A 16,136-nucleotide genomic window follows, 5' to 3' on the forward strand; every position below is an offset into this window, starting at 1 on the left:
CACCAGCTTACTTAACGGGCGTGTGCAACATCAGCTCTTCAACGGCATCCGCCGTATGCTGGTAAGGGTATTTGTGCACGATGAAACGGTGGCCCGCGTCGGTCGTCGGGTCCCATGCGTTGTTCCCTTTTTCATCCACCATAAACTTTCCCGGCCCGTTTACATAGAAATAATCTGTGGGTTTACGAACCGCTATCAATACGGCGGTCTGATCCCACGATTGGCGGTTGGCCACCGGTTCGTTGGCATAGGTTTCCAGGTTGATTTGATACGCTTTGGTTACCGGTCCGTCATCACTACGTGCAGCCACCTGGCCGCCCGTAAGGATCTTCGATCCGATTTCAAAGCCGCTGAATAATATGGGCGTGGGCCAATTCTGAAAGGTGTTGATGGAAGCTGGCGCATCTTTGTACACGTTGAATTCTATCCCATCTGGAAATGCACCGGCCATGGCAACAAGCTGCTTCACCTTGGCTTTCACCAAATCCATGCCGTTCAACTCGGAATATTGATCGGGCTGAGAATCTAAAAGTCCACTAAGGTTTGAAAGGAACCCTACGGTAACGATGGTTACGCTATGGTCGGGCTGGTTCGCGAGCACCTCCCGATATACACTTACGGCATCGGGGTACGTTTTGTCGGCGAGCTCGGGAGCATAGGTGTTGACCAGCGTATCGTTCCACCCGTTCTCGGCCGTAAAATCGGGCGCACTTTGGGGGGCCTTGCCTACGGGTAGGTCAGGGCGACCGAAATACTTATTGAACACCTCAATTGTCGGGGCAATAGATGGATGTGCATCGCTGGCAACGGTAGCCAGGATTTCACATTCGCCGCTATCGGCCAGCGCGTGGAGCAGCGCAATGGCGCCGACGTCGTCGTAATCGGGGCCCATATCGGTATCGAAGATGATCTTGGGCGCTTCTCCAGTAGTAGATGCTACCTGGTCATTCGGTGGTGTGGAACATGCGGCACCGCAAAGAATGGCACTTAGAAGGAAAAATGTAGGAGCTTTCATAAAGACAATAATATAATAATTTGATTAATATACGTACTTTTTTAAACCGTTTAGTTTGTGGCGGCATGCTTCACGACGCCATTTACGGGCGCATCCGAATAAACGATATAGTCGCCCATCCGTATATGGTAACCGCTCTTCGGGTTGGCAACAACCAGCCTAGCCTGATGCTTGCCTTTCGGCAATTGATATTTCCAAAAGATTTCGTGCCGCCTATGGGTGTAATTGGTAGGCATTCGAAATTGCTCTACCATTTCCCCGTCGATAAACAGTTGCAAATCGAAGGTATAATCAGGCAGCGTATTTTGGTCCTTATATGCCCCGCCGCTTAGCACCACCCCTGTACCCTCAAATTCGAATACATATTCTGATTCCAGTCTCCGATTAACGGTCGATTTCCCTACAGGGTGCAGGCCGTCAAAGCTCTTTTCGAACCGTACCGTTTCCGGCGCCTGTACCGCGATGGTCACTTCCTCCTCTCCTACTTCCCCGCCATTCCGCCTAATCATTTCAAGCGCATGCTGATAGCCGATTTCGTATACCTTATTTAGCGACATCTTGGTGTACTTGAAATGGATATCTTCCACCTCGCTCAGCCCCATCTTCCAGTACGCTGGTATGTTGCTGTATCCAAGCATAGTCCCTAAGATACCGCCGGCGCTCGACGGATTGCAATCGGAGTCTTGTCCGGCCCGGGTCGATATTTCTAATGTTTTCGTATAATCACCATCGCCATACAGTAATCCCAAAACAATATATGCCGCGTTTATTTTGGCATCGATATCGAACGTGGCAAACACACCATCGGGGCACCCCACCTCTTCGGTCCATTTCCGCTGCAACTCGAACCAAGTCTGCTTCCAATCGTCGGGATATTGTGCGTGCCATCCAATCACATCGTTCACGCATTTGTAGAAGTCGCTTTCTTTCGGGATGGTTTTCAGCGCTTCCTTGACCACGTAATGGATGTCGTCTGATACGAAAGCCTGTGTATACATAGCGCCAACAAACACACCACCATACCACCCATCCCCATAATTCATGATATGCCCTATTTTGTCACTGATATGGGATGCAGCGTTCGGCATTCCGGGACTCATCAATCCGGCAAAGTCCGATTCGATTTGGTAATCGATATCGTCCGCATGCGGATTATGCAACCAATGGCCAGACTGCGGGGCCTTGATGCCGTTGAGGATATTATACCTGGCGGCTTGGTTTGCATGCCAAAGGGTATAACCCGCATTGGCGAACGCGTTTGCAAAGGAGTCTACCGGTGCATCGAGACCTACACGCTCGAATACGTCGACAAAGGTGAGGTCCATATAAATATCGTCGAACAAACCCGGCGTCTCCTCCATCCATTTCTTGATATAACCGTCGTACCATGGAATAACCTGATAGTCTTGAATAAACGTACCGTTGTAACGAAATTCTGTGGGTCCGCCAAACGTCACACCGATCGTTTGACCAGCCCATCCCCCTTTGATCTTATCCTGCAACACGGAAAGCGGCATTTTTTTGATCCCCGGTTCCGAATTCCCGTTACCATTGCCGGGGCGACAGGCCACCATGCTGAAGTAAGCCGCCAGGCCAATAAACAGTAAACCCTTATTTCTCATAACGCTTGTCGTCAGTTAAAAATCAGTTGCCCGCCGCAATAAGCAATCCCAAGCCCACCACAAACAAGACAAACATGGCCGCAACAAGGGTGTTCACCGACTTGGAGCCGCCCTTGAATTCTTTCCAGATGATTACCCCCCACAAGGCCGCGACCAGCGTAGCTCCTTGTCCAAGTCCATAAGAGATGGCGGGGCCTGCTTTACCCGCTGCAATGAGATTAAACAGATTCCCTAATCCCCAGATGCAGCCGCCCAGGATGCCCACGAGATGGATGCCCGGTCGGCCACGGAAATACTCTCCATAGCTGATCGGCGTCCCTTCGAGCGGTCTGCGCATCAAAACAGTGTTGAACACCAGGTTGCTCACCACGATGCCGGCGGCAAACACCACAAATGCAGTATAGGGCGTCATCTTACCAGCCGCGGGGTTCACGAAGTTTTCGAGGTCCATGCCGGCAGCGATAAACGGATAGAAGGTAGACATCAGTATACCCGCTATAATAGACACAACAATCCACTTACCTACGCCTTTCTTGCCGGTGCTACCGGAGTGTTTTCCGTAGGCCACGGCATTGAGGATGATGGCCGCTGTCACCAAACCCACGCCTAGGAAAAGCAATACGGGATCGCCTTTACTGAGCATCAGGTAATTGATGAGTACACCGATGACCAGCGCCAACCCGATGCCCACGGGAAAGGCCACCGCCATACCGGCTCCGGCGATAGCCGCTGTCAGCAGGATATTCGCGAGGTTGAACACCACGCCACCGATAAGCGCACTGCGGATGTTACCGCCATCAGCCTGTGCCAAGTCGGCTAGAAATGACCGACCTGAATCGCCCACGCTGCCCATGGTAAATGCGCCGACAAGTGACAGCAGGAATATCCCCCACACGTAATCCCAGTAGAACAGCTCAAAGCGCCATTCGCGCTGTACCAGTTTCTGCGTGTTGGCCCACGAACCCCAGCACAACATCGTAATGATGCAAAATAGAATGGCCAGTCCGTAACTTTCTACGATAAACATAATTCAATGGTTTTAACCTGGTTTATAACTAACTATTATTTCATACTACTCAATAACACTTCATTACGAAACGGAATCGACGATTGCGCACCCATTTTGGTCACTGCAATCGATGCCGCACGGCATGCGAAAGACGTCGCATCTATCAATTCCTTACCTTCGGCTAGCGCCACTGCCAGTGCACCATTGAACACGTCGCCAGCGGCCGTAGTATCCACGGTCTCGACCACCGGCGCCGGGATATGGTGGAACGCATCCTCTTCTAACACCACAGCACCATCCTTACCCAACGTTACGATGACATGCTTCACCCCTTGTTCACGTATGCGTTCGGCCGCCCGCCGGGCGCTCGAAACATCCACGATCTTCACACCCGAAAGCGCTTCTGCCTCGTTCACGTTCGGTGTAAGGATATCCACCAAATGGAACACATTCGGCACGAGCGCGTTGGCCGGGGCGGGGTTCAGGATCACCTGCATGCCTTTCTCCCGAGCGTGCTGCGCAGCAAATTCCACCGTACGCATTGGCACTTCCAGCTGCATCAATAGGATTTTGCTGTCGGGATATTTTTCAAGCACACGCGCCACATCTGCAGGTTCAAGATGCGCATTCGCACCCGGAGCCACTACAATGCTATTTTCTCCTTGCTCGTCGACCGTAATCAACGCAATTCCTGAAGGGCTGTCGTGATCGGACAGGATACCATTGATGTCAACGCCCTCTTCATCGAAGAGTTGGGCCGACTGCTTTCCGAAAATATCATCGCCAATCTTTCCGACGAAAGCAACCTCTCCGCCCAAACGGGCTACGGCAACAGCCTGATTAGCTCCTTTTCCGCCGGGATTCATAAAAAAGGAGCCACCTAATACCGTTTCGCCCGGCTGGGGAATATGGCTGGTCTTTACCACCATATCCATGTTCATACTGCCTACTACAATGATTTTTTTACTCATAAAACGGGTTCCAAAAACGAACAACTGGTCTATTACGATAACAAAAGTAGAATAGATATCGGCTATTAATTCACCATTATTTCATAATTTTATGAATTATAATATTGGATAAAAATAACATTTTATTTAAACAACAACTGGTAATCAGTAAATTAAATACACACACAACACACAGACAGCAAGATATGCTTACATTCGAATTAGAAAAACTTGTCCGATCGCTCTCTGCCACCGAAAAGAAGCACTTCCAGCTGCACTGCTCGAAACTCGAAGGCCCAAAAGATTACCTGCTACTATATGAATTGGCTATCGACCAGCGCAACGGCAGCGACCAATCGTGGGAACAGCAATTTCGCGAAACCTACCCATCCAAGTCGTTCGAGAACACAGCCAGCTACCTGTACAAGGTGCTTACCGACGTACTCATACAAATACGTATTGGACAAGACACCTGGTACGCACAGCACCATTATTTGATGAAGGCCCGGCTGTGCTTCGAGCGTTCCATGCCCAACAGGGCACACAAAGCACTTAGGAAGGCTCACAAGCTGGCTACCGAAAACCAGAACCATGCGATTGCATACCAAGCCTCGCGGATGGAGCTAACGGCATTGGCGGATGTGGGTTTCCCGGCATTAAGCGAACAACAACTGGTGGATAAGCAGATGAAAGCGAAACACACGTTACAGTCGCTCCGGCAACTGCACGAACATTATTCATTGTACGAACTGTTGAGCCACCGCCTGACGAAAGAAGTATTAATGGCCGATGGCAAGAGTGATCAAAAAATCAACGATTTGATATTGAGCGAACTCAGCCTAACCACCCGCGGCAGCCAACATCAATTCGAACCGCAAAAGCTACATTTGTTATTCCAATCATTCTTTTTCATCCATACCGGCGAGTATCGCTCGGCCCTGCGGATTTTCAACGACCTCAATACGTTGATCGAATCTAATGAACCCATGTGGGATTACCCGCCGTACGATTACCTATCGGCACTGGACGGTATCCTGGACAGTCTGCGGAGTATTGGCTACTACCAAGAGATGGCCTTGTTTATCGATAGGGCGGCAGCCCTTTCCGAGCGTCCATATCCGGATCATTTCAGCCACCTCGCAACGCTCACCGTAAAGATGTATCGGTTGAACATGCACATCGGCACCCATAAAATAGACGAGGCTTTGGCTTTGGTGGACCGACACCATGACCGACAGCAAACCGCATCGGGCATTGAAGGGCACGAGAAACAATTGGAATACGATTACTTCGAGGGACTGGCCTATTTCCTTGCGCAGCAATGGAGCAAAGCCAACCGATGCATCAATCGCTTGTTGACCGCGGAAAAACGGTACACGCAACTTGCGGTATTCCGCGCAGCTCGGCTACTGCATATCCTCATCAGCTACGAGCAGGACGATCTGGAATATCTCGATTACGAAATCCGCTCCTACAAACGGGTGTTCAGTAAGTTTGGGAAAGCCTATAAAACGGAAAAACTGGTATTCAACACCATCGCTTCCGACCCCAAACGCCGGGGCAATGCATGGAAAGAAGCGGCGCGGAAAAAAATCGCGACAAAGCGATTGGCCATACAAGCGGAGAAACGCGAAATGCAGCTATTGAAGTATTTCGATTTTGCTGGATGGGCTACTGGAAAACACCGATAGACAGTTTTGGGGGCCAACCCCTACATGGACATGCCTAACCCCTACATGGATTAGCTCAAACCCTACATGGATTCGCTCAACCCCTACATGGATTAGCTCAAACCGGAGTACGGAACGCGCAACCCCTACATGCATTTGCCTAAACCCTACCTGGATTAGCCCAAACCGGAGTACGGAACGCGCAACCCCTACCTGCATTTGCCTAAACCCTACATGGATTAGCTCAAACCGGAGTACGGAACGCGCAACCCCTACCTGCATTTGCCTAAACCCTACATGGATTAGCCCAAACCGGAGTACGGAATGCACAACCCCTACATGGATTTGCCTAAACCCTACATGGATTAGCCCAAACCGGAGTACGGAACGCGCAACCCCTACATGGATTAGCTCAAACCCTACATGGATTCGTCCAAACCGGAGTACGGAACGCGCAACCCCTACATGGATATGCTCAACCCCTACATGGATTAGCCCAAACCGGAGTACGGAACGCGCAACCCCTCCATGGATTTGCCTAAACCCTACATGGTTTAGCTCAAACCCTACATGGATAAGGCCAAACCGGAGTACGGTTCGCGCAACCCCTACATGGATATGCTCAACCCCTACATGGATTAGCTCCAACCCTACATGGATTCGTCCAAACCGGAGTACGGAACGCGCAACCGCTACATGGATATGCTCAACCCCTACATGGATTAGCTCCAACCCTACATGGATTCGCTCAACCCCTACATGGATTAGCCCAAACCGGAGTACGGAACGCGCAACCCCTACATGGATTTGCCTAAACCCTACATGGATTTGCTCAAACCGGAGTACGGAACGCGCAACCCCTACATGCATTTGCCTAAACCCTACATGGATTAGCTCCAACCCTACATGGATTCGTCCAAACCGGAGTACGGATCGCGCAACCCCTACATGCATGTGCCTAAACCCTACATGGATTAGCTCCAACCCTACATGGATTCGTCCAAACCGGAGTACGGATCGCGCAACCCCTACATGGATTCGCCCAAACCGGAGTACGGAACGCGCAACCCCTACATGCATTTGCCTAAACCCTACATGGATTTGCTCAAACCAAGTAGCAGTTCTCGTAACTAGTCGCTCTCAATCACGAAAAACTCCACCCGCCTGTTCCACTGGTGCTCTTCTTCGGTACATTCCACACCTTTGGCGCAATGGTTGGCCAGCTTACTGAACCCATAACCTTTGGCCTCGAGGCGGTTGGTAGCAATTCCCTTGCTCACGAGGTAAGCCACGGCCGAATCTGCCCGCCGTTGGGTGAGTTTCATGTTATAAGCTTGGGTACCCCGCGAATCCGCATGGGCGCTCAGCTCAATCCGTGTGCTGGGATCGCTATTCAGGAATGCGGCAATCTTATCAAGCTCCAAGGCGGCATCCGGACGGATGTTTGCCTTGTCGAAATCGAAGTAGATGTTGCGCAGCACCACTACCTCTTTTTCTTCCACCGGTGCGAGGAAAACATCCTTTGTCAGCGTGGTCGTCGAATCGATTCCCGAGGTCGTAAAAGCCATTGGGGTGAACGGACGGAAACCGGTCTGCTCGGCCGTCAAGGTATAGTCGGCATTCTCGGCAAGGTTAAACTTAAATTTGCCATCGGCACCCGAACTGACCACTACGGCATTGGCCTCATCGCCTACCGGCGTAAGCGTTACCTTAGCTCCGGTAACCGGTAGCCTTGTCTTCGCGTTATACACCCCGCCTTCCAGATCGATCTGGATAATCTTATTCAAATTGAACCAGTAGATGTCGTCGGCACCAACGCCGCCGCTTCGGTCGGAAGCCACATAGCCTTCCAAATCCTTATCAAACCGGATGGAAAAGTCATCGTACGGCGAGTTGAACGGGTATCCCAAGTTCACCGCCTTTGGCGCGACGCTGCTCCGATCCAGCCGGTACACATCCAGCCCCCCCATACCGAGGTGGCCATTGGAAGAGAAGTAGAAATCGCCTTTTTCGTCGACTCCGGGGAAACGTTCATCGCCCGGTGTATTCACGCTTGACCCCATAGCGATGGCATCACCCCAGTTGCCATCCGACTGGCGCACCACGTAGTAGATGTCTGTTCCCCCCAGTCCGCCGTCCATATCCGAGGTGAAGTACAGCGTGTCGCCGCTAACACTCAAGAACGGATCGCCCACCGACCACTGCGTGATGTTATTGTAGCGGAACGGGGTAGCTCCCTCCCCCCAATTCGCCGCATCCAGGGAGTTGGAGAAAATTTCAATATTGACGGTTACGTCCTTACCCGCTTCGCGTTTCTCGTCGCGTGTCAGGTTGCGCGTCACCGCAAAATAAACTTCATTCTTTGCTGTTGAGAAGGTCGCCGGCCCAAAGTGGTTGGCACCATCACTCCATTTTGCCTCTACCTTACTCACCGCATCGTCTTTAGCTACGTACATCGCCAAGTACGGATTACCGGTCCACCCGTAAATCACATTGGGGTGCGATGCACCATCAAACCGGTCGGATGCAAAGTATAGGCCATCAGGTCCCTTAGTGGCACCAAACTCAGCCTGAGCCGAGTTCCATTTCTTTTGGTTTTTGATTTCTGTCGCCTTTATGGGGTTCTCCAGCCACACCACGGCCGAGTCGCACGACGCATATAGCACGTCCAATTCTTCTTGCGTGATGATACCTTCGGCTTTCAGCGCCACCCGTTGGTATTGCGCTTTCGCCTCGCGGAATTTCGAATTGTTACGCAGGATATGGCCGTACTGGAGGATATGGTCTATCTTCGCCTCATCGTGGTTCGCCAGCCGCGCGTACCAGGTTTCCGCCTCGCGATAGTTGCGGATGTGGTAATACGATTCCGCCAATCGCTCGGCCGTACGGATATCGGGCTTCACGTCATAAGCCTTTTGATACAGTTCGATGGCATTGATGAAGTTGAATGCATCGAATTCGCGGTCGGCAGACTTCAGCAGGGAGTACTGTGCCTGCAACGGTAGCACAGCCAGCAGGCAAAGTGCCAGGATCAAGTTAATTTTATTGTTAAAAATCAATCTCATGGGTCGGTATGGTTTTGTACGTATCAGCATTGAATAAGTGAATTCCCTTAGAAATATCGTGGCGTACGCACCCGCTGTGTTCCTTTGTTAATGGTATAGCCGAGTGATATCTCATGCGTACTTCCTACTTGGTTATGCAACTTGCTCAACGCATAGTCGAACGAATAACCAATCCGGAACTGCCCGCCGGCAACAAACTCTGCCAAGGCAATAACGGAGTTTGGACGCGAAAGGTCGCTGGCCAGCTTCTTACCGCTCGACAGGGCGGTGCGGTATGACAAGCCGAAGGTGAACTGCTCGGCAAAGATGACGGCAGCATTCAAATCGGTTGTCCACCCCCTATTCCCTGCATGGTTGGCATTCTTCACCAATACCGATGGTTTAAACAGCATATCGGTGGTCATCGGAACGATTCCCCCCACATTGAGGTAATACTGGGTTATCGGCGGCATCTTGGCCGAACTGGCATCTTCATTAAAGAAAAGCTGTGAAATCAGGTTATCTACGCCAACACCGGCAAAAAAGGTATTGTTTGAGTAATGGATGCCGAAGCGGGCATCGGGTAGGAACGAATTTTCGAGGTTGATCGGTTCCGCATCCGTGGGATTCCACCCGGCGTTATCGAAGGCCGAATGGATGACACCGATGCCGATGCCGAATGCCAGTCGGTCTTCGGGGTCCCAACCCACACGCAGGCGGTAGGCATAGTTTGCATACGCATAGATACGTTTTTCCAAGCCCACACGGTCGCTCATCAGGTTAAACCCGAGCCCCACATTATCGCTTGCCGTGCGCATGTCCGCCGCGAGTGCCAATGTGCGCGGCCCGTCGGGCATCCCCGTCCATTGCGAGCGGTAATACGTATGCAGGTTGAGCGGCCCGCGGTACCCGGCGTAGGCCGGATTGATGTATAGCGCGTTGAACATATACTGGCTGTACTGTGCCACCTGCTGGGCCACGGCAGGTGCGGCAAATGCGGTAATCAGTACGATAAAAAATATCTTTTTCATTTCGTTTTCCTTTATTGGGAGGTAATCATTTCAGCTTCTATTGGTAATGCCTGCCGGAGCGATTTGCCCCGGCAGGCCTATCCTTTTATCGATTGGTTACGCGGATAATGGCTACAGGACCTTTTGCCGTCTTCCATTCACCACCGTTGCGGTAGCGAAGGATGAAGTAGTAGGTGCCCTCAGCCAGGCTTCCACCATCCCAATCGTTGTTGTAGTTATCGCTCTTGAACACTTGGTTACCCCATCTGTTCACCACGGTCAGCTCCCTGCCTTGGTATTGCAGCAGGTTCTTGATAACGAAGCGGTCGTTCAAACCATCACCATTCGGTGTAAACACGTTCGGGATGTGCAGCGTTGCATCCACCGGAACCGGATCGATATCGTCCTCATCATCCGGCTCGTCGGTATCCGGATTACCGTCGGGACCCCAAACGGATATGCCGTTGGTGATGGTGCCCGTGGCGGTTTCAGCGACATCGGCGGTGATGCGTACGGAAATCGTGGCACCTACCCCCACCACACCGGTGGTCGTCAGCGTCGCTGAGTTGGCCGAGCCAATTACGGTTGCCGCACCTGAGATCATTTCGTATCCGGTGATGGACACGCCTGTTCCCGGACGCTCACGCAGGACGATGGTTTCACCGGACTGGATATCGAGCGGACCGTTGTTGGTTACCGTTATGGTAAACGTGGTCGATTCACCTGCCGTTACCAGCGATTGATCCGCTACCTTCTCGATATCGAGCGTGTACGGACGGTCGACCGGAATTTCCGGGGTTTCGTCCTCATCGTCTTCATCGTCATTACCCGGGTCCTTATCCGGTCCCCATACGGCGATGCCATTGGAGATCGTCGATCCCGCAGGTGCGGTTACATCGGCCGACACGGTGAATGTAATCGTGCCACCCACGTCGATGGCTGCGGTTGCGGTGAGCTGCGGACTGTTGCCGCTGCCGCTAACCGTCGCATTTCCGGACGTCACTTCGTAGCCCGTAACGGTTATGCCGTCGCTCGGCCGTTCTTCCACGGCGATGGTTTTGCCCACCGCAATGGTTGCCGGACCGTTATTGGTTACCGTCACTGTAAACGACGTGGTACCGCCCGCAATCACGCGCTCATCATCGGCCACCTTGGTGATGCTGAGTACCGATACGTGGTCCACCGGAATCGGCGGCGTATCGTCTTCATCGTCCTTCGGATCGGTTTCCGGATCTTTATCCGGTCCCCATACATCGATGCCGTTGGTGATGGTCTCACCCGCATTGGCTGCGATGTCGGCCGTTACTTTCACCACAATGGTACCGCCCACGGCGATGGCTTCGCTGGTCGTTACGGTAGCCGTATTACCACTGCCCGCAGCCGTACCATTTCCGCTGGTCACTTCGTAACCCGTGATGGTTACCCCATCGCCCGGACGTTCAGTAAGGCTGATGACTTTGCCGCTGGCCACTACTGCCGGACCGTCGTTGGTGATGGTCAGCGTGAAGCTGGTGCTTTCACCGGCCCGCACACGCGCCTCGTCGGCCACTTTCGTAATGCTTAAGTTCGACACGTGATCCACCGGTATCGGCGGCGTATCATCCTTATCATCTTCCGGATCAGTTTCCGGATCTTTATCAGGACCCCAAACGGTGATACCATTGGTGATGGTTTCACCCGCATTGGCTGCGACGTCGGCCGTTACTTTCACCACGATGGTGCCACCCACCGCAATCTTACCGGTTGTGGTAAGTACGGCTGCATTGCCACTACCCGCAACCGTAGCCGCACCGCTGGTCACTTCGTAGCCGGTGATGGTTACGCCGTCACCTGGGCGTTCCGTGAGGTTAATGTCCTTGCCTACCTCGATGACCGATGGTCCGTCGTTGGTGATGGTCAGCGTGAAGCTGGTGCTTTCGCCGGCCTTCACGCGGGCCTCGTCGGCCACCTTGGTGATGCTCAGATTCGACACACGGTCCACCGGAATCGGCGGCGTATCATCCTCGTCATCTTTCGGATCGGTTTCTGGGTCTTTATCCGGTCCCCATACATCGATGCCGTTGGTGATGGTTTCACCCGCATCGGCGTCGATGCTGGCCGTTACCTTCACGACAATCGTTCCACCCACGGCGAGCACGTCGCTCGTCGTTACCGTTGCGGAGTTACCCGCTCCGGCGATGGTTCCACTGCCGGCGGTCACCTCGTAGCCGGTGATGGTTACCCCTTCGCCCGGACGTTCACCCAAGCTAATCACCTCGCCACTGGCGATTACCGCCGGGCCGTCGTTGGTGATGGTCAGCGTGAAGCTGGTGCTTCCGCCGGCTACCACACGGGCATCATCGGCAACCTTAGTGATGCTCAACGTAGCCTCATGATCCACCGGAATCGGTGGCGTATCGTCTTTGTCATCTTCTGGGTCAGTTTCCGGATCCTTATCAGGTCCCCAAACCGTGATACCGTTGGTGATGGTTTCACCCGCATCGGCAGCGATGTCGGCCGTTACTTTCACCACGATGGTACCGCCCACGGCGATCTTGCCGGTTGTGGTAAGTACGGCTGTATTCACGTTGCCGGCAACCGTAGCTGCACCGCTGGTCACTTCGTAGCCGGTGATGGTTACCCCTTCGCCCGGACGTTCGGTCAGACTAATATCCTCACCCACATTGATGACCGAAGGTCCGTCGTTGGTGATGGTCAGCGTAAAGCTGGTGCTTTCGCCTGCCTTCACGCGGGCCTCGTCGGCCACCTTCGTAATGCTCAGGTTCGATACGCGATCCACTGGAATTGGCGGCGTATCGTCGTCGTCATCTTTCGGATCGGTCTCCGGATCCTTATCTGGGCCCCACACGTCGATGCCGTTGGTAATCGTTTCCGGGGCATCCACATCCACGTCGGCGGTTACGGTCAGCGTAATGGTGCCGCCTACCGGAATCATCGCATTGGTGGTCACTGTGGCAGCGTTACCTGTTCCAGCAACCGTAGCGTTGCCACTGGTTACTTCATAACCTGTAACCATGAGGCCAGTGCTCGGGCGTTCACCAAGTTTGATGACATCGCCGCTGTGCATGGCACCCGGTCCTTCGTTGGTGATGGTCAAGGTGAAGCTGATGCTTTCGCCTGCCGTAGCACGGTCTGCATCGGCTGTTTTCGTAATAGACAACAACGAAGTACAGTCGTTTATGACCGGTGTTACTGCTAACCGGGCTGCACTTTCGCAGTTGTCGCCCGTTTGTGTAGCGTAGTACGTTACGCCGTCGGCCAGTACGGTCGTTGCTGGAAGTACGTCTGTCGACGTCGCCGAAGCGTACCACTTGATATCCGTACCCATTACCTGTAGGTCCGCCAACGTCATGTTATCGGTTTCGCAGAACTCAGGTGCCGCGTTGTCTATGGTTGGCGCAGGTGTAACCGTGATGGTCACCTCAACTTCGGTGCGCAACAAGCTTTCGCAGTTGTCGCCCACTTGCGCCGCGTAGTACAAGCCGTCAACCAGCGCATCCGTAGCCGCCAATGGCGTACCGCCCGTGGCTGTCGTGTACCAAATCACCGTGCCGGTCGCGCCGTCCGTGTTCAGGTCGGCAACCGTAGGCCTATCGATCTCGCATAAGATCTGATCGAGATTCGTGAATGTAGGTGCCGGTGTCTTGGTGATGGTAACCTCAACTTCGGTGCGCAACAAGCTTTCGCAGTTGTCGCCCACTTGCGCAGCATAGTACATACCGTCAACCAGCGCATCCGTAGCCGCCAGTGGCGTACCGCCCGTGGCTGTCGTGTACCAAATCACCGTGCCGGTCGCGCCGTCCGTGTTCAGGTCGGCAACCGTAGGCATATCGATCTCGCAAAAGATCTGGTCGAGGTTTGTTAATGTCGGTGCCGGTGTCTTGGTGATGGTTACCTCGACTTCGGTGCGCAACAGGCTTTCGCAGTTGTCGCCCACTTGCGCCGCGTAGTACATGCCGTCAACCAGCGCATCCGTAGCCGCCAATGGCGTGGTGCTTGTCGCTGTTTCATACCAGATCACCGTGCCGGTGGCACCGTCCGTATTCAGGTCGGCAACCGTAGGCATATCGATCTCGCAGAAGATCTGATCGAGATTCGTCAACGTTGGTGCCGGTGTCTTGGTGATGGTCACCTCAACTTCGGTGCGCAACAAGCTTTCGCAGTTGTCGCCCACTTGCGCAGCATAGTACATACCGTCAACCAGCGCATCCGTAGCCGCCAGTGGCGTACCGCCCGTGGCTGTCGTGTACCAAATCACCGTGCCGGTCGCGCCGTCCGTGTTCAGGTCGGCAACCGTAGGCATATCGATCTCGCAAAAGATCTGGTCGAGGTTTGTTAATGTCGGTGCCGGTGTCTTGGTGATGGTTACCTCGACTTCGGTGCGCAACAGGCTTTCGCAGTTGTCGCCCACTTGCGCCGCGTAGTACATGCCGTCAACCAGCGCATCCGTAGCCGCCAATGGCGTGGTGCTTGTCGCTGTTTCATACCAGATCACCGTGCCGGTGGCACCGTCCGTATTCAGGCTAGCCACCGTAGGCATATCGATCTCGCAGAAGATCTGATCGAGGTTCGTCAACGTCGGTGCGGGCGTCTTGGTGATGGTCACCTCGACTTCTGTACGCAACAGGCTTTCGCAGTTGTCGCCAACTTGTGCTGCGTAGTACATGCCGTCAACCAGTGCATCCGTAGCCGCCAGTGGCGTACCGCCAGTAGCTGCCGTGTACCAGATCACCGTACCGGTAGTGCCGTCCGTATCCAGATCGGCAACCGTAGGCATGTCGATCTCGCAGAAGATCTGATCGAGGTTCGTCAACGTCGGCGCAGGTGTCTTGGTGATGGTCACCTCGACTTCAGTGCGGTTAACACTTTCGCAGTTGTTGCCGATTTGCGCAGCATAATAGGTGCCGTCAACCAGCGCATCCGTAGCTGCCAGTGGCGTACCGCCTGTGGCTGCCGTGTACCAGATCACCGTACCGGTGGCACCGTCCGTATCCAGGTCGGCAACCGTAGGCATATCGATCTCGCAGAAGATCTGATCGAGGTTCGTCAACGTCGGTGCGGGCGTCTTGGTGATGGTCACCTCGACTTCTGTACGCAACAGGCTTTCGCAGTTGTCGCCAACTTGTGCTGCGTAGTACATGCCGTCAACCAGTGCATCCGTAGCCGCCAGTGGCGTACCGCCAGTAGCTGCCGTGTACCAGATCACCGTACCGGTAGTGCCGTCCGTATCCAGATCGGCAACCGTAGGCATGTCGATCTCGCAGAAGATCTGATCGAGGTTCGTCAACGTCGGCGCAGGTGTCTTGGTGATGGTCACCTCGACTTCAGTGCGGTTAACACTTTCGCAGTTGTTGCCGATTTGCGCAGCATAATAGGTGCCGTCAACCAGCGCATCCGTAGCTGCCAGTGGCGTACCGCCTGTGGCTGCCGTGTACCAGATCACCGTACCGGTGGCACCGTCCGTATCCAGGTCGGCAACCGTAGGCATATCGATCTCGCAGAAGATCTGATCGAGGTTCGTTAATGTCGGCGCAGGTGTCTTGGTGATGGTCACCTCGACTTCCGTGCGGTTAACGCTTTCGCAGTTGTTGCCCACTTGTGCGGCGTAGTACATGCCGTCGACCAGTGCATCCGTAGCTGCCAGTGGCGTACCGCCCGTGGCGGCCGTGTACCAGATCACCGTACCGGTAGCACCGTCCGTATCCAGATTGGCAACCGTAGGCATGTCGATCTCGCAGAAGATCTGGTCGAGGTTCGTCAAGGTCGGCGCAGGTGTCTTGGTGATGGTCACCTCGACTTCCGAGCGGAAAACACTT

At 53.7% G+C, this 16,136-nt stretch carries 9 protein-coding genes; 1 reads left to right on the forward strand and 8 read right to left on the reverse strand.

Features of this window, described 5'->3' with window-relative positions:
• Positions 1-7 precede the first annotated feature (7 nt).
• The 4 genes from U9S71_RS15185 to rbsK are packed head-to-tail and all read right to left on the reverse strand — an operon-like array spanning position 8 to position 4,617.
• Positions 8-1,015 (reverse strand): nucleoside hydrolase, encoded by a 1,008-nt coding sequence (locus U9S71_RS15185; protein ID WP_326328420.1) that lies wholly within the window; start codon positions 1,013-1,015, stop codon positions 8-10.
• 50 nt (positions 1,016-1,065) lie between these two features.
• Entirely contained in the window at positions 1,066-2,637 is a 1,572-nt protein-coding gene (locus U9S71_RS15190; RefSeq protein ID WP_326328421.1) for an ADP-ribosylglycohydrolase family protein, read from the reverse strand.
• A gap of 22 nt (positions 2,638-2,659) precedes the next feature.
• Positions 2,660-3,664, reverse strand: a complete 1,005-nt coding sequence (locus U9S71_RS15195; protein ID WP_326328422.1) for a GRP family sugar transporter — start codon at positions 3,662-3,664, stop codon at positions 2,660-2,662.
• 35 nt (positions 3,665-3,699) lie between these two features.
• Positions 3,700-4,617, reverse strand: a complete 918-nt coding sequence (gene rbsK, locus U9S71_RS15200; protein WP_326328423.1) for a ribokinase — start codon at positions 4,615-4,617, stop codon at positions 3,700-3,702.
• A gap of 185 nt (positions 4,618-4,802) precedes the next feature.
• Between rbsK and U9S71_RS15205 the strand changes: the two genes are divergently transcribed.
• A complete protein-coding gene (locus U9S71_RS15205; RefSeq protein ID WP_326328425.1) occupies positions 4,803-6,287 on the forward strand; it encodes a hypothetical protein in 1,485 nt (494 codons plus the stop codon).
• On the opposite strand, the gene U9S71_RS15210 is transcribed toward U9S71_RS15205, so the two are convergent.
• From U9S71_RS15210 to U9S71_RS15225, 4 genes are all read right to left on the reverse strand, one after another.
• Positions 6,237-7,346 (reverse strand): hypothetical protein, encoded by a 1,110-nt coding sequence (locus tag U9S71_RS15210; RefSeq protein ID WP_326328427.1) that lies wholly within the window; start codon positions 7,344-7,346, stop codon positions 6,237-6,239. The two genes, U9S71_RS15205 and U9S71_RS15210, sit on opposite strands and share 51 nt — an antisense overlap.
• 50 nt (positions 7,347-7,396) lie before the next feature.
• Entirely contained in the window at positions 7,397-9,331 is a 1,935-nt protein-coding gene (locus U9S71_RS15215) for an OmpA family protein (protein WP_326328429.1), read from the reverse strand.
• A 47-nt stretch (positions 9,332-9,378) separates the two neighbouring features.
• Positions 9,379-10,341 carry a PorP/SprF family type IX secretion system membrane protein gene (locus U9S71_RS15220; RefSeq protein WP_326328431.1) on the reverse strand — a complete coding sequence of 321 codons (963 nt, stop codon included), beginning with the start codon at positions 10,339-10,341 and terminating at the stop codon, positions 9,379-9,381.
• Between the two features lie 85 nt (positions 10,342-10,426).
• Positions 10,427-16,111, reverse strand: a complete 5,685-nt coding sequence (locus U9S71_RS15225; protein ID WP_326328433.1) for an Ig-like domain-containing protein — start codon at positions 16,109-16,111, stop codon at positions 10,427-10,429.
• Positions 16,112-16,136: the final 25 nt, after the last annotated feature.

The organism is Parapedobacter flavus (genome assembly GCF_035818675.1).
Classification (GTDB): domain Bacteria; phylum Bacteroidota; class Bacteroidia; order Sphingobacteriales; family Sphingobacteriaceae; genus Parapedobacter; species Parapedobacter flavus.

Bases quoted from the DNA above. Each gene is read 5' to 3' on its own strand.
- U9S71_RS15185 (WP_326328420.1), bottom strand. From the start codon at position 1,015: ATGAAAGCTCCTACATTTTTCCTTCTAAGTGCCATTCTTTGCGGTGCC.
- U9S71_RS15190 (WP_326328421.1), bottom strand. From the start codon at position 2,637: ATGAGAAATAAGGGTTTACTGTTTATTGGCCTGGCGGCTTACTTCAGC.
- U9S71_RS15195 (WP_326328422.1), bottom strand. From the start codon at position 3,664: ATGTTTATCGTAGAAAGTTACGGACTGGCCATTCTATTTTGCATCATT.
- rbsK (WP_326328423.1), bottom strand. From the start codon at position 4,617: ATGAGTAAAAAAATCATTGTAGTAGGCAGTATGAACATGGATATGGTG.
- U9S71_RS15205 (WP_326328425.1), top strand. From the start codon at position 4,803: ATGCTTACATTCGAATTAGAAAAACTTGTCCGATCGCTCTCTGCCACC.
- U9S71_RS15210 (WP_326328427.1), bottom strand. From the start codon at position 7,346: ATGCATGTAGGGGTTGCGCGTTCCGTACTCCGGTTTGGGCGAATCCAT.
- U9S71_RS15215 (WP_326328429.1), bottom strand. From the start codon at position 9,331: ATGAGATTGATTTTTAACAATAAAATTAACTTGATCCTGGCACTTTGC.
- U9S71_RS15220 (WP_326328431.1), bottom strand. From the start codon at position 10,341: ATGAAAAAGATATTTTTTATCGTACTGATTACCGCATTTGCCGCACCT.